The organism is Flavobacterium hydatis, from assembly GCF_000737695.1.
Classification (GTDB): domain Bacteria; phylum Bacteroidota; class Bacteroidia; order Flavobacteriales; family Flavobacteriaceae; genus Flavobacterium; species Flavobacterium hydatis.
Genome location: NZ_JPRM01000053.1, coordinates 1 through 20,656, shown reverse-complemented (window position 1 = coordinate 20,656; position 20,656 = coordinate 1). Strand labels below are relative to the sequence as shown.

Sequence of the window (20,656 nt, the reverse complement as noted above, 5' to 3'; positions counted from 1 at the left end):
TTCTCTACTTTTTTTGATTTCCCTAATTTTTGCTGAAGCCATAAAATAATTATTTCGACTTCCTCACTTCAGCAAACATCAAATCATCCTCTGAAAATGTAGTGTGTAATATTTCAACTTTTCTTCATAACCCGTTTTCTTTATTTTAAATTTATTAGTACTTCGAAAAGTATTATATGTAAATGTATAAAATATTGAAATGTAATATGTTATAATTATTTCCGCGATTGTTATAAGATTCCCACTTTAATACTACTTAACTTAGATAACGTCTTAATATCCAGGACATTTTTTCGTGTTGTTCTAATAAACCAGTGATAAAATCGGCAGAACCAATATCGTGATTTTCGTTTTCGAATGTAGGTATGTATTTTCTAAACTCAGTAATAACCTGTTCGTGATTTTCTAATAACTCACTTAGCATTTCTTTTTGTGACGGATACATTTTAGGAAATTCTTTCAATGTCGAGTTTCCAATAAATTCTGTCATGGTTCCGATTGTTTTTTCGCCAAGCTGATTTATTCTTTCTGCTACTTCATCAATAATAGTTTCTAAAACGCCATATTGTTCTTCAAATAATTTATGTAATTCCATAAAACTGTTTCCAGATATGTTCCAATGAAATTTTCTTGTTTTTACATACAATATCATTTCATTTGATAAAATTGAGGTCAGGATATCGGCACTTTTCTTTAAATCTTTTGGAGCTATTCCTATATTAGGTTTCATGTAATTTTCTTTAAACGTTGTTTTTTCAAATTTAGCTTTAGTAAAAGCCAAGCCTGTTATACAATTACCGCCTTGTTTTATAAGAATTCTATGTTTGATGAAATTCGAATACCAATAATATTATTTGTAATTTTGTCGCACTAGCAAATTACAATATGACAACACAACAACTACACGAACAAATTCTTCAAAAAAAATCATTTTTATGCATCGGTTTAGATGTCGATTTAACCAAAATTCCGCAACATCTTTTAGAAACCGAAGATCCGATTTTTGAATTTAATAGGGCAATAATCGATGCCACACACGATCTGGCAATTGCTTATAAACCAAATACAGCTTTTTATGAAGCTTACGGAATAAAAGGGTGGTTATCACTGCAAAAAACGATTAACTATATTAATGAGAAGCATCCTGATATTTTTACAATTGCCGATGCCAAACGTGGCGATATAGGTAATACATCGAGTATGTATGCCAAAGCTTTTTTTGAAGATTTAAACTTTGATAGTGTAACAGTTGCTCCTTATATGGGGAAAGATTCGGTTGAACCTTTCTTGGCTTTCGAAAATAAACATACTATAATGTTAGCGCTAACATCTAATGAAGGTGCATTCGATTTCCAGACTTTAATTACAAATGGTACCGAATTATATAAGCAAGTTCTTGAAACTTCTAAAACATGGAAAAATAGCGAAAACCTAATGTATGTAGTTGGAGCTACCAAAGCCGAATATTTTACAGAGATTCGTAAGATTGTTCCAGATAGTTTTTTACTAGTTCCTGGAGTTGGCGCTCAAGGCGGAAGTTTATCAGAAGTGTGCAAATACGGAATGAATAATAAAGTAGGATTACTTATTAATTCTTCACGTGCTATTATTTATGCTTCTAAAGGAACAGATTTTGCCGATAAAGCAAGAGAAGAAGCTTTAAAGATACAACAAGAAATGGAAGAGATTTTAAAGCTTAAAGTTTAATTTTTTAACCGAAAAGGTCGCAAGGTTTTACGCAAAGTCCGCAAAGCTTTGTGTTCTTTGCGGTAAAATTCTCAAACTAGAGCAACTTTAAACTTTAAACCAATGAAAACTTTTACAGACCAAATCGGCACTTCACATTCTTTTGAAACTGCACCAAAACGAATTATTTCGCTTGTTCCTTCCCAAACCGAATTGCTTTATGATTTAGGTCTTGAAGATAAAATTATCGGGATAACTAAATTTTGTGTTCATCCATATCATTTTAAATCAACAAAGAAAATAGTTGGTGGAACGAAGAAAGTGCATTATGAGAAAATCCGATTACTGAATCCTGATATTATCATTTGTAATAAAGAAGAAAATACAAAAGAAATTGTTGAACAATTATCTGAGATATGTCCAGTTTGGGTAACTAATATCTTAACCATCGAAGATAATCTCCAGATGATTACCGATTTCGGACAATTGTTTAATTGTCGTACCGAAGCACAAAAATGGAATGATAAGTTGGCTTTTGGGTTACAGGATTTTAAAACCTTTATAAAAGACATCCCTTTTAAAAAAGCAGCTTATTTTATCTGGAAAAACCCTTTTATGGTTGCAGGTTCAGATAACTATATTAATGAGTTGCTAAAACTTAATCATTTTACAAACATATATCTTGATAAAGGGCGTTACCCCGAAATAGAAATTAAGAAAATGCGTTTAGAGGGCGATCCTGATGTCGTTTTATTATCTTCAGAACCATATCCCTTTAAAGAAGAAGACGCATTCGAGATTGGTCGATTTACACATCATGCCAAAACTGTTTTTGTTGATGGCGAAATGTTCTCTTGGTACGGAACTCGTTTGCTAAAAGCATTCTCCTATTTTAAGCAAATGCACGAGCGCCTGCAATAATATTTTTTTATAAAGAATTTCACGGTTTAAATAAATGGTTTCCTAATGCTTTAATAGGAAGCTTTACTTTGGTGTGCTTTAAAATGTAGGAAATTATAAGGCAAAAAAAAGCCGACATCAAGCAGATGCCGGCAATCATTTAACTAACCAAAACCAAAATAATAAATAACCAGTTTATTACATTGCAAAGATCATACATAAGCCAATGTTATCCTGTTAAGGTTTTGTTATTACTTTGTTGTACATAAGTTAACTTTTTTTTGATTACTTTTAGGTATATCAAAAATGTAGTAATTTAAAACTTTTAATAGTTTGTGGTTATCAGAATATAAAAACAATCAATTTTGTTTATAGAGTCAAGTACGTTACCTTTGAATATAATCATTAAAAATTTGTTACTTATGGAATCGAATGACAAACTTACCACGGCAACAGGAACGCCTGTACCAGACAATCAGAACATAATGACTGCAGGACCGCGTGGTCCAGTATTATTGCAGGACTTTTGGTTTTTAGAAAAAATGGCACATTTTGACCGAGAGGTAATCCCCGAAAGAAGAATGCACGCAAAAGGATCTGCAGCCTACGGAACATTTACCGTAACTCATGATATTACTAAATATACTAAAGCGGACATTTTTTCTGAAATAGGAAAGAAAACAGACATGTTTGTTCGTTTTTCTACAGTTGCGGGCGAAAGAGGTGCTGCCGATGCAGAAAGAGATATTCGTGGTTTTGCCATGAAATTCTACACCAATCAAGGAAATTGGGATTTAGTAGGAAACAATACGCCAGTATTCTTTTTCCGTGACCCGATGAAATTCCCTGATTTAAATCACGCAGTAAAACGTGATCCACAAACCAATTTAAGAAGTGCCGATAACAATTGGGATTTCTGGACATTGCTCCCTGAAGCTTTACACCAAGTAACAATCGTAATGAGTGATCGAGGTATTCCTAAATCATACCGCCAGATGCACGGATTCGGAAGCCACACTTTTAGTTTTATCAATGATAAAAACGAAAGACATTGGGTTAAATTTCATTTTGTTACACAACAAGGAATCGAGAACCTATCCGATGAAGAAGCTGCAAAACTAGTTGGAAACGACAGAGAAAGTCACCAAAGAGATTTATTTGAGGCTATCGAAAGAAAAGATTTTCCAAAATGGAAATTATCTGTGCAAATCATGACCGAGGAGCAGGCAAAAACGTATAAATATCATCCATTCGACTTAACTAAAGTTTGGTTAAAAGGAGATTTTCCACTTATTCCAGTCGGAGAATTTGAATTAAACAGAAACCCAGATAACTATTTTGCCGAAGTAGAGCAAGCAGCTTTTAATCCAGCGAATATAGTTCCGGGAATCGGATACTCTCCAGACAAAATGTTACAAGCACGTTTATTTTCTTACGGAGATGCTCACCGTTACCGTTTAGGAGTTAACAATGCTCAAATTCCTGTAAATGCAGCAAAATGCCCAGTAAATAGTTTTCATCGTGATGGCGCAATGCGTGTAGACGGAAATTACGGAAGCAAAAAACATTATGAGCCAAATAGTTTTGGCAAATGGCAAGAACAACCAGAATATAAAGAACCACCTTTATCAATTCACGGAGATGCATATGCTCACAACTTCAGAGAAGATGATAACGATTATTTCTCTCAACCAGGAAAACTTTTCCGCTTAATGACCGATGATAAAAAGCAATTCTTGTTTAAGAATACAGCGGCACAAGTAGGAGGAGCACAAAAGTTTATACAAGTAAGACACATTCGTAATTGCTTTAAAGCCGATCCAGCTTATGGAGAAGGAGTTGCAAATGCATTAGGAATGACAATGGATGAAGTAAATAACTTTAGTGATCCAAGATTATTAATAGAAGTTAAATAAGTTTCTTTAAGTTACAAAGGTTCAGAGCTACAAAGGTTCAAAGAACTTTAAAGAACGCTTAATCTTAGATTTTAAATAAAAAACCCGACAGATTTTTAAAATCTCTCGGGTTTTTCGTTTTAAAGGTACTGAGGTACTAAGTTACAAAGGTTCAAAGTATGACAGCTTTGCGACCTTTGCGTAAATCTTTGCGTGCTCTGCGGTTAAATTCTCTGTGGTTAAATCACTTTGCGGTAAAACCCTTAAGAAAATACAACCGTTTTATTGCTATAAACCATAGTTTTGCGCTCAGCATGTAATTTTATGGCTCTTGCCAGAACGATGCGTTCCAGATCACGCCCTTTCATTATAAAATCATCTACAGAATGAATATGCGAAACACGTGCAATATCCTGCTCGATAATCGGACCTTCATCCAGTTCTTCAGTTACATAATGACTCGTTGCCCCGATAATTTTCACCCCTCTTTTAAAAGCCGAATGATATGGTTTTGCTCCAGGAAATGCAGGTAAAAAAGAATGATGTATATTAATAATTTTGTTTTCGTAAAGCGAAATTAATTTTGGAGTGATAATCTGCATATAACGCGCCAAGACAATAAAGTTTATGTCATATTTTTTTAGCAATGCAATTTGTTGTTTTTCCCCTTCTTCTTTAGTGTCTTTTGTAAAAGGAACACAATGAAACGGAATATCAAAACGCTCAGCAATCGACCTTAAATCATTATGATTACTAATAATTACCGGAATTTCTACACCCAGTTCATCAGCACTATAACGCCCCAGAATATCAAATAAACAGTGATCATATTTAGAAACAAATAAAGCCATTTTAGGTTTTTGTTCCTGATTATATAATTGCCACGACATATGGAAATCGGTTGCGATAGTAGTACTAAAATCAGTTTTTATATCCTCAATGCCAATATTGCGATTGGTAAGTTCGCATTCCAGACGCATAAAGAATACATTTTGCTCCACATCCACATGTTGGTCAATGTAAGTAATGTTTCCTTCAACTTTTAGGATAAAATTGGTCACAGCAGCAATAATACCTTTTTGGTCCTTGCAGTGAATAAGAAAAGTTATTTTTTGCATCTTGGTTTTTTGGTTAATCGGTTAATAGTTTATTTGCTTAATCGTTTAAATGCTTAACCGATACTTCCGATTATACAACTAAACGATTAAACAGTTAAACGTAAAATTACTTTTTATCCTGCAAAGCAAAAACACTTTTTAATAAAGGCGAAGTTCTTTCGCTTATATCAGTTCTAATGCCTTTTTCTTCTACAGCAATCATTTTAAAAACTCCAGCAAGAGCTTGATTTGTTGTATAATCTGTTAAGTCAGGATTTACTTTCTTAACAAGCGGAATACTGTTGTATTTAGCGATAATGTTCGACCAGATTACATCTGCACCAACTTTACTAAAAGAGCTTTTTATAACAGGATTAAATTTGCTGTATAAAGCAGTTGTAGTGCTAGATTGCAAATAAGTTGTTGCAGCATTTTCCTTGCCTAATAAAATAGATTTAGCATCATTAAAAGACATGTTTTTTACAGCCGAAACAAATATAGGAGTTGCTTCTTTTACAGCATCTTCAGCAGCACGATTTAATACTTTGATGCCTTCATCAGCTAGCGACGAAAGACCAATTTTTCTTAAAGTAGCATCTACTTTTTGCAATTCGGCAGGCATAAGGATTTTAACAGCTTCGTTTTTGTAGAAACCATCAGTGGCCGTTAATTTTGTTACTTGTTTGGATATTCCTTTGTCCAATGCTTCTTTTAATCCCGATGCGATATCAGCATTGCCACCAAGACCAGATATTTGAGTGGATAATTCGTTTAAGTTTTTAGGTATTTTTATTTGTGCACAAGCAGTAAGAGAAAATGTCAACGCAAGAAGTAAAATCTTTTTCATTAAATATTAGTTTTATAAGTTTCAAAAATACTACTTATTCAAAAACAAAGCCACAATTTTATTTTAGGAGCAGAAACATTTTGTTTTATTATTAACATTGTTCCCGCTGTACACTATATCCGCGCCAAAAAAAGCGCGGGATGCCGTTTCCATCGGGGCTAGCTAGGAAAAATAGTTTGTATTAGGAGAGAATTTAAGATGTGAGTAAATAGAAGAAAGAGAATAGAGATAAGAGAATAGAAAATAGAAAATAGAAAATAGAAGTAAGAAGATAGAAGCAAGAAGATAGAAACAAGAAAATAGAAAAAAAAGAATAACGATTGTTTTATGTATGTAAACAGAACTGCAAATGATTTTACCTCAAAGGTTTTAACCACAAAGAGCACAAAGATTTTCGCAAAGGTCGCAAAGCTTCATACTTTAAGATAGCTAACCACAAAGGTTTTAACCGCAGAGCGCACGAAGATTTTCGCAAAGAACGCAAAATATTTATTCTTAAAACCTTGATCACACTTAGCACTTTTAAAAAACCTTTGAACCTTTGTAGCTTAGTACCTTTTTTAAGCCTCAGTACCTTCTTCAGAATCTTCATCTATGAATCTCGATTGGATAAATAAAAACATCATTAGGTTCAAATAATACGCCTAAGTCTTTATTATAAAATGCTTTTCTGTTTTTGAATATTCCTTTTTTTGTATAAGGACTTTTCACTTCCATGAAGTTATTAGGATGCACAAGTTTTTTATCTTTACTAGAGTAAATTTTGGTTTGCTCAACGTAAATATCAATTGTTGTGGTAGAGTTGAGTTTGATTTTTTTTAATTTATTTTTTTTGTCAAACGTTAATTTAAAATCTTCCCAGATTTGATATTTTTTTTCTTCTTGTAAAGGCAATTTACCTATCAATTGCTTTATCTCCCTTTTTTTCATGCCAAATTTTAAAAAGTCTAAACCTACTCCGGGTTTTAAAACAGAATTAGGGGCTAGCTTTTTACTTGGGCCATAAATGTTATTGTAAGTTCTACTCGAAACAATTTCTTTTTCTTCTTTTCTTTTTTTGTTTTCAGAGTAAACCGCAATCTGAATTATTTCATAAGGAGATAATAAACCACTAATCATCATGTTTAAATCGGTAAAAATTAAATCCCGATTTACGATATATGGATTGTATCTAGTCAGAAAAACAGTTTTCTCGACTTTATTACTTATATTATATAAGGTTTTGTTTATTTCGATGGTTGTAGCATCGTTTAAAATTATAGTTCTTAATTTATTATTTTTAAAGTAAAAATAATAACCCAATTCCTTTGTTGAGCTTAATGTAAAACGATTTCCATTTCTATATTTTCCATATTCTTTTAATTCGTTTTTTTGTTTTAATATTTTTTCTACTTCATCTGGATTCATGCCTATTTTATAATCATCAATCCCATCTTTATATATTAAAAATGTATTTTTCATTTGCGCTTATTAAGTTTTGATAATTAAGCTTCTTCCATGTAGTTTATTACAAAAAGCTCTTGTAAGATTCCATCTGTATTTTCGTTGTTTATAAGTAATTGAGGTTCCAGTTTTTTATCCGGATTCACGTTTCCGTCTAAGATTCCTAGTACATCTACAACAGTTTCAGTAATTGTGTTTTGTATAATTTCAAAAAACACCTTTTGATTTTCTTTAGATAAACTATTATATAAATTTAAAGCCGATTTATAATAAGGGATTAATTCATCAGTAACAGTAGTTTTTTCGTATATCTCTTTGTATAAATTAGTACCCAATAAAACTACATCCTCATATAACATATCCAAAAAATGTTCACTCATTTCTTCCGTCGTTTTCATATTCATTGGTTTTAAATTAATATATGTAAATTCTAAATATTAAAATCGATAAAACTCATTGTGTAGCTTTATCGATTTTGATCATTGTGCTTATTTTATGCTTGCGTAACTATTAATAAAAAGACGTCCTTTACCTATTGATATCAAGGTATTGTATGGGTCTTTGTAATCGTCGGACATGATTGATGCCATTTGCAAATTTTTGATTCCCTTAATTTTTCCATCCTGAGTATCAAGTTCACCAGATAGAATAATGAGATTTTTGTATTTTGCAATATAAGTTCCTTTATCTAGCTCGCCATCACTATTAAATAAGATAGAAAAGTTATTGCCTTCGCCAGATATAAAAGTGCCTTTTCCTTCCCATGTTTCATTAGTATTGTCATAGGTATTAATCAAAAAGTTTTTAAAATCGATGCTTAATCTGGCAGTATTCTGGTTAGATAGCGTAAGAGTCGATGTGCCAAAAGAGGTTCCTTCAAGAGCGTCTGCAAAGTTAGAGTTAGCACAATAGAACGGGTCGATAGTGTAAATACCTTCTACTGTAGGTGGAGTAGTACCTTTATGTATTTTAATGCCTAATTGATCAATCGATTTTTGCATCGTACTATCTACATAGTAATCATACAAATTTGGTTCTGGTAGTACAACAGGATAATCCTGATTATCATCACTAGATGAACACGAGGTTGTAGCTAATACAATGCATAAAAGAATTAACTTGATTGAGGAAATTTTCATAACATTAATAATTTTGGAATTAATAGAGTGAAAAGTATTCTCAATATTGTGTTTGTAACAAAATCAATTGTATTTAAATATATTTATTGAGAATGCTTTTCAGTTTAGTTAAATGCGAATATCATTTTTATTAATGTTATATCAGGCTATAATAAGTTTAAAAACGAGTATTTTAGGGTAATGTTTTAGATTTAATAGAGCTGATGCTGATATTTAAATTTCTTTGCTAAGTAATGCAGATAAGTTTATTATAAAAATGTATTAGTTTATATGCTTGTTTTTGGGTAAGATTTAGCTCGATTTTTAATATGAATAATGGTTTTTCCTGTTGTTGCATCAATCTCAAATCTTTCCTCGGTTATTCCATGAGGAGTAAATTCGCATGGAATAATAATGAAATATTTCATCGTTTGTGAGTTTCTGGATATAGACGAAACATGATTATTGGTCTTGATTTGATCATTTTCATTCATAAGATCTATAGCATATTCCAGTTTCATTTTCTTAACCAAATCTTGCCAGCTAAATTTAAAAGGTAAGTCGTTGTTTATCTCCTTTATAAGTTCACCTTTTTCGTTATATTCTCTTCGGAAACCAATAATACAATCATAAAAACTTTCTATCTCTTTTGTTACATTTAAGGTTTTCTTATCATACAAATGCCTTTTTTTTATAGGTGTATTTAGGTATGTTATTGTTTGTTGATAAGTATCTATATGCTCTAAGATGTAAATTTCCTGATTCTTGCCATTATTATCTGTATTTATATATCGACAATAGGTAGCGTCATTTTTTTTATGCTTGTTAAATGCTTCTAAATCAAATTTTCTCATGGTGGTTTTTTTATAATTGCAATTTGGAATGGCGAGAAATTTATATTTTTCTGTCAGATGTTATATGACTTGTATAGCCCCAAAGAATAAATTCTAACTCTAAGTATTGAGCATCTTTTTCTAAAATGAGGGTTGAGTCTGGAATAGTTATAAATGAGTCAGTTTTTTCATCTTCAATGCTTGAGCTATTAGTATCGCCCTTTAAATCTTGATAATCGTTTTTACAATTAGTAAAAAAAATGCTAAGAATTAATAGTTGCCAGCTTTTCATTTTGCATTACCTATTAGGCTTTGTTAACAGTGTCAGTAACATCTAAATGTTTTTTGACTTATTAAATAATAATTTTGTCTAAACTGCAAAGGTTCTCTTAATTGATAGAGGTTAATGCTATTATAAGTTTTAATACTAGTAGGTTAGGGTAATTATTATAGGGAGAATAATTTTAGAAACGGAGAGTCAGCTTTTAGAAAAATCCATGAGATCGAATTTTTTATAGGTTCTATGCGATTATTTGCGTTGAGTTATTTATGCAAATTGCAAATAATGTAGGTCAGGAGTGTAAACTGGGTTGTTTAGCTCTAAGTCATTTAGTATTATCTGGGTACAATCTTTCCCTCCAATTATATGGTAATATAATGAACTAATTGTGTGAATTGGGCCTAAAGGAAGCCCCCACCATCCGAAGAATAAATTCAGCATAAAATAACTAAAAGAGTATTTCAGCGTATTCTCATTAGGGCGAACAAAATATATAGGTGATTCTTTTTTATAAGATACAAAAAGAGCAGAAACGGTGTAAGGAAATGCAACAAATTTGCCTCCTTGTTGTATTAATTGTTTTATTTCAAAAAGAGTAAGTCCTTCGGTGTTGTTCGTTTTCATTTTTAGATTTTTTATAAGTTTATTTCAAAAAAAATTGGCGGGGCAATCCTTAAAGTGAAAGAATCTTTGACCCTAATATTAAATAAGTCGTAATAGAAAATACTGCGATGATAATTAGTAAGGAAACCCATCCGAAGATGTGTCTTTTGTTATAGTAAACAGCTAATGTTGATAATGTTAATGCTGCCAAAAGTGTAAGAGGAGTAATTACAACAATAGTAAATTTGCAGAAATCCTCAATTTTTGCTGGCGCAATAAAAAAAATGATTATCAGTATAAGGAGTGTACTTATAGATGTGAAGCTTAAAATTTGGACGCTTTTTTGTTTACTTTGCATCAAATAGTATTTTAATAATTAATTAAAAATTTGATTCTGTTTTAAAAGTATTGTGATTAAGAAATTTTAAGCACAAAAAAATTCGCATTCGTTTGTTATTTAAAATATAACTACTTCTAATTCAGTGTTCTTTTAGATTTAAAAAAAGTTATTTATAACTGTTAAATCAAAGTGCAAAGGTCTGTTTAAGGAAACCTGTTTTCTGCCACTATAAGTTTTAAGATTAGTAAGTTAGGGTAGTTTTTTACGGTTTTTATCAATAGAGAAATGATAAGTAAGAATACTATTATAAGTATGTAGTTTTGTAATGAAATTTAATTTTAATAAGGATAAAATAGTACTCTATATATAATGTATCTGATTTTTAGCTTTTAATAGATTTATTTCGAATCTTAATAATTTTTGGAGTTATAGTATTTCTAATAAAAGTTAGTAGAAGTATGTTTTGGGAATTAAAATAAATTTACTTTTTATTTTACTTTAGGCTTGCTGATAACGAACCATTTATTATTAATCATGACCATGATTTTATCCTTTGTAAAAAAACTTGCCATATCATCATATTCAAAAGGAACGATTGTTTCTCCGTTTTTACTAATCATTCCCCATTTACCATTAAGTACAACTTTGGCTAAGCCATCTTCAAAAGGATTTGCTAGTTTGTAGATAATCGGAATTACAACTTTGCCGTTTTTGTTTACATATCCATATTTTTGATTTTTGGATACTAATGCTAATCCCTCAGAGAAAAAACTTGAAGAAAAATCTGCGGGGTCATAAGTTAATGGAATAACTTCTTTTCCGGTTGCATCGATAAAACCACTTTTATTATTTAGCTCCACATAAGCCATACCTTCCCGAAAAGCTGATATATTATCATATTTCAGAGGTGTAATTTCATTGGCAGTTGTGCTTATGAAGCCCCATTTACCATCTAGTTTTACGGCAGCAAAGCCCCCTTGATAAGCTTCTACCTTATCATATTTTAATAAAGAGTCATCTGTGTGTGTAGCTCGGTTTTTCATGCATCCGGCAGAAAGATGCCCGATACTAACTGCTATAACAAATACTATTATTTTTCTCATACACTCTATATAATTGGCTTAAGGATTATTAAGATTTAATCAAAATCAAATATATAAGAAAAAACGTATGTTTTTGTATTTATGAGTAAGAAAAAAACATCAAAATTAAGTTTTTTTTTCGTATATAGCTTGGGCTTGATCTAAAATGAGTATTATTTTTGATAAGGTTTAAAAGTAGATTCGAGAATCATTAAATTTTTTTGTAAATTGCTCTCCTAAAATTATCATATTCTCAAAATGGAACCACAAATACCTTATATTCCTAAAAATAAAGTAAGAATTGTTACCGCAGCATCACTTTTTGATGGACATGATGCGGCAATTAATATAATGCGTCGTATTATTCAATCAACTGGAGTTGAGGTAATTCATTTAGGTCATGACCGAAGTGTCGAAGAAGTTGTAAATACAGCCATTCAGGAAGATGCAAATTCTATTGCATTAACCTCTTACCAAGGTGGTCACAACGAATATTTTAAATATATGTATGACTTGCTTCATGAAAAAGGAGCTGGACATATCAAAATTTTTGGTGGTGGTGGTGGAGTAATCTTGCCAAGCGAGATTGCAGAACTACACGAATACGGAATTACAAGAATTTATTCTCCAGATGATGGACGTTCTTTAGGATTACAAGGAATGATTAATGATTTGGTACAACGTTCTGATTATCCTATTGGAGATAAACTTACAGATGAGATAAATCATATCGAAGATAAAAATCCAACTGCAATTGCACGTTTGATTTCTGCAGCCGAGAATTTCCCAGAAATTGCAAAGCCAGTTTTTGATAAAATACATAAAAATAATGCTACTTCTAAAATTCCTGTTCTAGGAATTACAGGAACTGGTGGAGCAGGTAAATCATCTTTGGTAGACGAATTGGTACGTCGTTTTTTAATCGATTTTCCAACAAAAACTATCGGAATCGTATCTGTAGATCCATCGAAGCGTAAAACAGGTGGAGCACTTCTAGGAGATAGAATCCGAATGAATGCTATTAATAACTCTAGAGTTTATATGCGTTCGTTGGCAACACGTCAATCAAATTTGGCTTTGTCTAAATATGTTGCCGAAGCGATTCAGGTTCTAAAAGCGGCTAAATATGATATTATCATTTTAGAAACTTCAGGAATTGGTCAGTCAGATACAGAGATTATGGATCATTCTGATGTTTCCTTATATGTAATGACACCAGAATTTGGAGCTGCAACACAATTAGAAAAAATCGACATGCTTGATTTTGCCGATTTGGTAGCATTAAACAAATTCGACAAACGTGGAGCGCTAGATGCTATACGTGATGTAAAAAAACAATACCAACGCAATCATAATCTTTGGGATAAAAATCCTGACGATATGCCTGTTTTTGGAACAATTGCTTCGCAGTTTAATGATCCAGGGATGAATACATTGTATAAATCTATTATGGATAAAATTGTTGAAAAAACCGAATCAGATTTAAAATCGACTTTCGAAATTACTCGTGAAATGAGCGAGAAAATATTCGTAATTCCACCACACAGAACAAGATATTTATCTGAAATTGCAGAGAATAACCGTAAGTATGACGAAACTGCTTTGTCACAACAACAAGTAGCTCAAAAGTTATACGGTATCTTTAAAACTATCGAAAGTGTTTCGGGCAAAATCCCTGTAATTACAAAGTCAGGAATCGATGATAATGTAATTGCTAATGAAACAGATGAGAATCGCGTTTTCTTAAACCTTTTGCTAAATCAGTTTGATAAGGTAAAAATGGATTTAGATCCTTACAATTGGGAGATGATCCTAACTTGGGATGAAAAAGTAAATAAATACAAAAATCCTGTTTACAGCTTTAAAGTTCGTGATAAGGAAATAAAAATAGCCACACATACCGAAAGTTTATCGCACCAACAAATCCCGAAAATAGCTTTGCCTAAATACGAAGCTTGGGGAGATATCTTACGTTGGTGTCTGCAAGAAAATGTTCCAGGAGAATTTCCGTTTGCTTCAGGATTATACCCTTTTAAAAGAGAAGGAGAAGATCCGTCTCGTATGTTTGCTGGAGAAGGTGGACCAGAAAGAACCAATAAACGTTTTCATTATGTAAGTGCAGGATTACCTGCAAAACGTCTTTCGACAGCTTTTGATAGTGTAACATTATATGGTAATGATCCCGATGTACGACCAGATATTTATGGTAAAATCGGAAATGCGGGAGTTTCTATTTGTTGTCTTGATGATGCCAAAAAACTATATTCAGGTTTCGATTTAGTTCATGCTTTAACATCAGTAAGTATGACTATAAACGGACCAGCGCCAATGTTGCTAGGTTTCTTTATGAATGCTGCAATAGATCAGCAATGTGAGTATTACATTAAAGCGAATGATTTAGAGAAAGAAGTAGAACAAAAAATTACCAAACTATACGCAGCCAAAGGAATCACAAGACCTAAATACCAAGGCGATTTGCCAGCGGGAAATAATGGTTTAGGATTAATGCTTCTTGGAGTTACAGGTGATGAGGTTTTACCTATAGATGTATATAATGATATAAAAGCCAAAACGCTTTCGCAAGTACGAGGAACGGTTCAAGCTGATATTCTTAAAGAAGATCAGGCACAAAATACTTGTATCTTCTCTACCGAATTTGCTTTACGATTAATGGGAGATGTTCAGGAGTATTTTATTACGCAAAACGTACGTAATTTTTATTCGGTTTCTATTTCAGGATATCATATTGCCGAGGCAGGAGCAAACCCAATCACGCAATTAGCATTTACGCTTTCTAACGGTTTTACTTATGTAGAATACTATTTGAGCCGCGGAATGAGCATTAACGATTTTGGACCAAACTTATCTTTCTTTTTCTCGAATGGAGTAGATCCAGAATATGCAGTTATTGGTCGTGTAGCACGTAAAATTTGGGCAAAAGCCATGAAGATTAAATATGGTGCAAACGAAAGAGCGCAAATGCTTAAATATCATATTCAGACTTCTGGGCGTTCATTACACGCTCAAGAGATTGATTTTAATGATATTCGTACCACATTACAAGCATTATATGCTATTTATGATAACTGTAATTCATTACATACCAATGCGTATGATGAAGCAATTACAACACCTACCGAAGAATCTGTTCGTCGTGCTATGGCAATACAACTGATTATTAATAAAGAACTAGGTTTAGCCAAAAACGAAAACCCAATACAAGGATCTTTTATAATCGAAGAATTAACCGATTTAGTAGAAGCGGCTGTTTTACAAGAATTCGACCGTATTACAGAGCGTGGCGGAGTTCTTGGCGCAATGGAAACCATGTACCAACGTTCTAAAATTCAGGAAGAAAGTTTGTATTATGAAACCTTGAAACATAACGGAGATTTCCCGATTGTAGGTGTAAATACTTTCTTGAGTTCAAAAGGATCTCCAACAGTTATCCCAGCAGAGGTTATTCGTGCTACCGAAGAAGAAAAACAATATCAGATAGATATGTTGAACAACTTGCATGAATATCATAAAGAATCGGTAAAAGAACATTTAAATATCTTGCAAGATGCAGCTATTAAAAACGAAAACTTATTCGCTCATTTAATGGAAGCTACCAAAGTTTGTTCGCTTGGTCAGATTACTTCAGCATTGTTTGAAGTAGGAGGACAGTATAGAAGGAATATGTAATTATTACTATTTTATAGATTTAGGAAAACCTCTCAGAAATGAGAGGTTTTTTGTTTTGTAATTTTATTTTATTTCATAATGAGGTAATCAGTAATAGAATTCTGGAATTATTTTGTTTATTTAGATTATTTTTAAACTTTATACTAATTGTAAATAAAAACAAAGAGGTTTATGGAGAAAGATTATTTCCTTGTACAGGACGGAATAAAGGATATTGAGTCTAAATTTTCAATTAAAAATGGATGGTTAAAAATATACGAAAAATGTTCAAAAAGTCCAGATGATACTTCTACATTATATTGTTGTTTAGTTTCTAATAATCAAGTTAAAAACTACAATAAAGATTATCGTTGGCCTTTTCTAAAAGGAAGCGAAGGGAAACCTTCTGTATATGGGGATAATACATATAAAACTTATGATAAAAAAGGTGAAGAGCCTTTTCTTTTTTATAAACAATTCTCACTACCTGATACATCTGTTGAATATATAGATGTTTCGGAAGAATTTATTCTTTATTTCAGACTTTATGAGGATGGAAAGAGCAAACAAAACAGAATATTTTATTATGTTGATGATTATGGTGAGTTAGATGAAGTTATTGTTATAGAACCCAATTTAGTAAAAGTGAAAATTAAATATCTCAAAGAATATATAACAATTAGAGATATGAATTTTATGCTTTTTTACGAATTCATGAGATTGTTAAAAGATGTTCCTAAAGAATGGGAAATAAAACATAAAGATGAAATAATTAAAAAACCTGAATATATATATAACCATTTAATAAGGAATGTTATAGGTAAAACGCAAAGTTGGATTACTGGAAAAGTATTTATCAAACCAAATGATATAAAAAAAACTCACTTTGATATTAATAATACTCCAAATGAAGAATTTATAATTGAATATGATGAAAATGGGGACTTTATATATGAAAATTGTGATACTAGAGATTCGAATCATTTTTTTACAGTTACATATTTCAAAAAGGAGGTTTTGAATAAATACTATAATGAACCAACCAAGTATGAAGTTGATGGTTTTAGCATCAGTTCAAAATATTTTAGACTTAAAATTGATAACAATGTAAGTGATTATGTTCCAGTTTTTTTAACAAATTTACTAATACTTCCTCATAAAGAACAGCTTCATTGGAAACAATATAATATTCCACCAAAAGAAGAAATGTCTATTAGTAGAACATATTATCGCACTATGATAGAAGGACAATGGGCAGAAAATCATGAGACTGTAGATTTATTTTTTAAATCAAAATATAAGGATTTTAATGAAAAGTGGGAAAAGAAATTTGGATGGACACTATATAAACCATTATCGCAAAAAGATGAGTACCTATTTACTTCTTTACATCACATAACCTCAAATAATATCAAAGCATTTTGTGAGCAAACTTTAACAATAGTCAAACTTACTATAGACAGATTAAATGAAAAGGAATTAGAGAAAGGTTTAGATTTAGATGCTAAAATAAGAGGTATAGGTAAATTCGAGAAATTTTTAGAGTTTCATGAAATGAAGATTCCAGACATGTTTGAATTTCTGAGAAATCTTCAGAATTTAAGGTCGGGGCTAATTGCTCATAGTTTTAGTGAGTCAAATAAAGATTGTAAAAAAGCACTACAATATTTCAAAATTGAAGAAAATAATCTGATTAAAGTATCAGAAGATATTTTAACTAAGTCTATATTTACATTTAATACATTGGAAAAACATTTTAAATTAAATGAATTATAGGTTAAATACTAATATTAAATAAAATCGGATGATATTTGAAATTAATAATAATAACATTAATACGAACATGACTAATAGTCATATTGTTATAAATCCCTTATTTCTCCAAACAAATAATTTAACAGGAACTATTCAAATAAAAATTAAAGACATTCACGATAAAGAAATAAAAATTTTCGTGGAGGATATTAATAATTCAGAATTATCAATTGACATTAAAGAATGTTCTTTTTATGGGTGTTATGTGAGCAACTCAATATTTAATAGTTTTGACTTTTTAGATGTAGAAATCTCAAGCCATACAGAATATAAGTTCAAGCCTTATAATTTATATTTTGATAATTCAAAATTACAGTCAATAAGAGCAACAGATTGTAGATTTTATAAAGGTTTTTTAATAAGAAGTAATTCAGAAATCACATCTACACGAATTAGCGATAGTATAATTGAAAACTCTTTAAGTATTGTAAATTCAAAAGGTGAAACATTAGAAGTTGAATCTTCAAAATTAGAATATTTAAATATTGATAGATTAGATTACCCTAAGGCAGGTTCAATAACTGAAATTGACAATATCAATCTTTTTAGGTCAAATATAAAACTAGGTCTTAAGATTTGGGAATCTAAATTCAAAACAATAAGTTTTTATAAAATGACAGTAGATGGTGTCGGTAATCTTTCGGAACATCTAAAAAATATTTTTATTTCAGCACCGAAAGATTATAAAGATATCGAAAAAATAAAAATTGAAGAATCAAATTTTGAAAGGGATGTAATTATAGATGTTGATAATATAGAAATGTTAGATGTTTACAATAATTCATTTAACAATTTTAAAGTTGTTTTTTGGAGCATTAAAGAATTTACATTTGAAACAAATATTGTTGCAAAAAGTTTCTTACTTGGCTATCAGAATTATCATAAACATATTCATAAATTTAATTTATCCAATAACACATTTGAAAACGATTTTTATGTAAGTGAAATTGTTTTTCATAATGAATTTTTCATAACAAGCTCTTCATTTAACAAATATCCTTCATTTGTTGAGAGTTGTTACTTTAAACAAAATTGTAAAAGCGATTTTGAATTTTCTAATTTTTCTAATTTGATTTTTCAAAATATTAATTTTGAGCACATTAGTTTTAAAAATTTTGATGTAACAAACGCAATATTTAGAAACTGTGAATGGAAAATGGAAGAGTATTTTTTTTATAAAAAATATTTAATTCAAGACGACTCGGATAATTTACTAATTGAAATTGAAGATTTAATTAAAATTAAAAAGGTTTATTCAAATTTGAAAAGCAATTTTCAAGATAAAAATGACTTTATAAATTCCAGTCGTTTTTACATATCAGAGCAAGATATTAAAAGGAAAATTACATTAAAGAATAAATCATATTTTGAGTGGTTAATCTTAGTAATTCATAAGGGTTTGAGTGTTTATGGAGAGAGTCTAACAAAAATAATTTGTGTATTAGTTTTGTCTCTAATAATATTTTCTAATATTTATCTTTTTGAAGGTTTTAAATCTGGGAATACTACGATTAATCACACTTTAGAATTTGATATTTCCAATTTGTGGAAGACAATTAAGGATTTCATGAAGGCTTTTATACTTAGTATAAAAAATGTTGTGCCTTTTACTTTAAATAATAAGTTTTTTATAAATACAGATGAAAACTTTACAGTTACTCAAACATTTGAATTGATACAGAAAATTTTTAATTTTATAGTTTTAGCAAGCTTTACTGAGGCTTTTGTGAAATATTTGAAAAAGTAGTTTTTATACCCTCGCTCCACAAAGTGTTCGCAATTGCTGTGCGAAGTCTCCTGACTTCGCACCCGTTGCTATATTCTGTTCCAAATTTATTTTTTGATTCTTTCTGCGGATTATTGGAGTAGGAACAAAGTCGGGAGACTTCGCACAGCAACAATATTGAGGTTATTTTATTTTGACTTTACTTTTTCAGGATCCTTTAGACTTGCGTTTCAATTTTTCAAGTATGGCATCAGCTTTTTCGTTTTGACAGATGAATTGTAAAGATTCAGCATAACGATAGTAATATATTGGGTCTAAATCAGATGTCAAGGCAAACAATTCGCCGTACCATACCGCAGCTTTTTCCAGTTTACAATTAGAGTAAGAAGAATTTCCTAATTTTTGGAATAAATCTACTGATTTGTAGCCTTTTGCCGCAACTCTTTCGTAGGTTTCTATTACATTAATATAAGCGTATTTGTTACTTACTTTATCGGTTACATAGTTTTTTTCATTTTGCGCAGAAATATGAAGTGAAAAAATTGTCAGTAGTGTTATAAGAGCTAATTTTTTTTGCATGTGTATTAGTTTAAAAAAATGTTAGGGTACACATTTTTTTGTCTTTATTGAAATAATTTATAATGTAAGAAAATTTTATCTTTTGTTGAAAAAGATGGTTTTTATTTCGCAAATGTATATAAATCAGTGGTATAAAAATAGAAGTGACTGTTTTTTTTAGGACTGAAACTAATTATCCCCCGTTCTACGAAGTGTTCGCAATTGCTGTGCGAAGTCTCCCGACTTCGTACCCGTCGCTATATTCTGTTTTAAGTACATTCACCAACCATCTCACAAACATCACTCAAAAACTCAAATTCATCTAAAGGAAACATATGCAGAACGGTTTCCAAAATCAAACTGACATTAATAGCTTCATTTTTATTTTTCTCGGATAGTTTATGAGTTTCTTCATCGAGTGCCAGAATGCATAATTTTAGCATATCGGTAATGACACAACCCAACTCAAAATAATTTACAAACTTAATTTGAGCGATATAAGCTTTCGATTTATCATTAGCAGGTTTTAAGGTGCGGAAATGTAAGGCGATTAATCTTTTGAGATTCTCTAAGGTTTTAGTTTCATTGGTTTCCATGATTGTATATTTTATTATAATAAAAATCTTACTTTTGTTTTGCTTCGGCGAAGGAAGGAATCGATTGTACTGTACCAAATCATTTTTTGCCGTATTGTACAGCGCTAAATATGTTTTTTACATCTTGTTTTTTATTATACTTAATCATTATCTTTGAATTATGAGCACACT

At 30.8% G+C, this 20,656-nt stretch carries 18 protein-coding genes; 6 read left to right on the top strand and 12 right to left on the bottom strand.

What is annotated here, in order from left to right:
* Positions 1–256: 256 nt before the first annotated feature.
* The gene (locus IW20_RS23160; protein WP_035628218.1) at positions 257–730 is read right to left on the bottom strand and encodes a Dps family protein; all 474 of its coding nucleotides are present in this window, start codon (positions 728–730) and stop codon (positions 257–259) included.
* Positions 731–885: 155 nt separating this feature from the next.
* On the opposite strand from IW20_RS23160, the gene pyrF reads away from it, so the two are divergent.
* From pyrF to IW20_RS23145, 3 genes are all read left to right on the top strand, one after another.
* Entirely contained in the window at positions 886–1,707 is an 822-nt protein-coding gene (pyrF, locus tag IW20_RS23155) for an orotidine-5'-phosphate decarboxylase (protein ID WP_035628216.1), read from the top strand.
* 102 nt (positions 1,708–1,809) lie between these two features.
* Positions 1,810–2,607, top strand: coding sequence for an ABC transporter substrate-binding protein (locus IW20_RS23150; protein WP_035628213.1), 798 nt, complete (start codon positions 1,810–1,812; stop codon positions 2,605–2,607).
* Positions 2,608–3,008: 401 nt separating this feature from the next.
* Positions 3,009–4,502 (top strand): catalase, encoded by a 1,494-nt coding sequence (locus IW20_RS23145; RefSeq protein WP_035628211.1) that lies wholly within the window; start codon positions 3,009–3,011, stop codon positions 4,500–4,502.
* A gap of 242 nt (positions 4,503–4,744) precedes the next feature.
* Here IW20_RS23145 and purU read toward each other — a convergent pair whose 3' ends face one another.
* From purU to IW20_RS23100, 9 genes are all read right to left on the bottom strand, one after another.
* A complete protein-coding gene (purU, locus tag IW20_RS23140; RefSeq protein WP_035628210.1) occupies positions 4,745–5,599 on the bottom strand; it encodes a formyltetrahydrofolate deformylase in 855 nt (284 codons plus the stop codon).
* A 106-nt stretch (positions 5,600–5,705) separates the two neighbouring features.
* A complete protein-coding gene (locus IW20_RS23135; RefSeq protein WP_035628208.1) occupies positions 5,706–6,425 on the bottom strand; it encodes a DUF4197 domain-containing protein in 720 nt (239 codons plus the stop codon).
* A 588-nt stretch (positions 6,426–7,013) separates the two neighbouring features.
* On the bottom strand, positions 7,014–7,886 hold the full coding sequence (locus tag IW20_RS23130) for a hypothetical protein (RefSeq protein WP_035628207.1): 873 nt from the start codon (positions 7,884–7,886) through the stop codon (positions 7,014–7,016).
* 23 nt (positions 7,887–7,909) lie between these two features.
* Entirely contained in the window at positions 7,910–8,266 is a 357-nt protein-coding gene (locus IW20_RS23125) for a hypothetical protein (RefSeq protein WP_051886141.1), read from the bottom strand.
* 90 nt (positions 8,267–8,356) lie between these two features.
* Complete coding sequence (locus IW20_RS23120; RefSeq protein WP_035628205.1) at positions 8,357–9,007, bottom strand: hypothetical protein; 651 nt, start codon at positions 9,005–9,007, stop codon at positions 8,357–8,359.
* Between the two features lie 266 nt (positions 9,008–9,273).
* Entirely contained in the window at positions 9,274–9,840 is a 567-nt protein-coding gene (locus IW20_RS23115; RefSeq protein WP_035628203.1) for a hypothetical protein, read from the bottom strand.
* A 40-nt stretch (positions 9,841–9,880) separates the two neighbouring features.
* Positions 9,881–10,111: a hypothetical protein gene (locus IW20_RS23110; RefSeq protein WP_035628201.1), complete on the bottom strand. Its 231-nt coding sequence runs from the start codon at positions 10,109–10,111 to the stop codon at positions 9,881–9,883.
* 255 nt (positions 10,112–10,366) lie between these two features.
* A complete protein-coding gene (locus tag IW20_RS23105) occupies positions 10,367–10,723 on the bottom strand; it encodes a hypothetical protein (protein WP_035628199.1) in 357 nt (118 codons plus the stop codon).
* 807 nt (positions 10,724–11,530) lie between these two features.
* Complete coding sequence (locus IW20_RS23100; protein ID WP_081912554.1) at positions 11,531–12,145, bottom strand: WG repeat-containing protein; 615 nt, start codon at positions 12,143–12,145, stop codon at positions 11,531–11,533.
* A gap of 237 nt (positions 12,146–12,382) precedes the next feature.
* Between IW20_RS23100 and IW20_RS23095 the strand changes: the two genes are divergently transcribed.
* The 3 genes from IW20_RS23095 (at position 12,383) to IW20_RS26990 (ending at position 19,352) form a co-directional block, all read left to right on the top strand.
* A complete protein-coding gene (locus tag IW20_RS23095; protein WP_035628198.1) occupies positions 12,383–15,811 on the top strand; it encodes a methylmalonyl-CoA mutase family protein in 3,429 nt (1,142 codons plus the stop codon).
* Positions 15,812–15,982: 171 nt separating this feature from the next.
* A complete protein-coding gene (locus tag IW20_RS23090) occupies positions 15,983–17,566 on the top strand; it encodes a hypothetical protein (protein WP_035628195.1) in 1,584 nt (527 codons plus the stop codon).
* A 67-nt stretch (positions 17,567–17,633) separates the two neighbouring features.
* Entirely contained in the window at positions 17,634–19,352 is a 1,719-nt protein-coding gene (locus IW20_RS26990; RefSeq protein WP_035628193.1) for a hypothetical protein, read from the top strand.
* 186 nt (positions 19,353–19,538) lie between these two features.
* Here IW20_RS26990 and IW20_RS23080 read toward each other — a convergent pair whose 3' ends face one another.
* Entirely contained in the window at positions 19,539–19,910 is a 372-nt protein-coding gene (locus IW20_RS23080) for a hypothetical protein (protein WP_035628190.1), read from the bottom strand.
* 248 nt (positions 19,911–20,158) lie between these two features.
* On the bottom strand, positions 20,159–20,485 hold the full coding sequence (locus IW20_RS23075) for a hypothetical protein (RefSeq protein WP_035628188.1): 327 nt from the start codon (positions 20,483–20,485) through the stop codon (positions 20,159–20,161).
* Positions 20,486–20,656 lie beyond the last annotated feature (171 nt).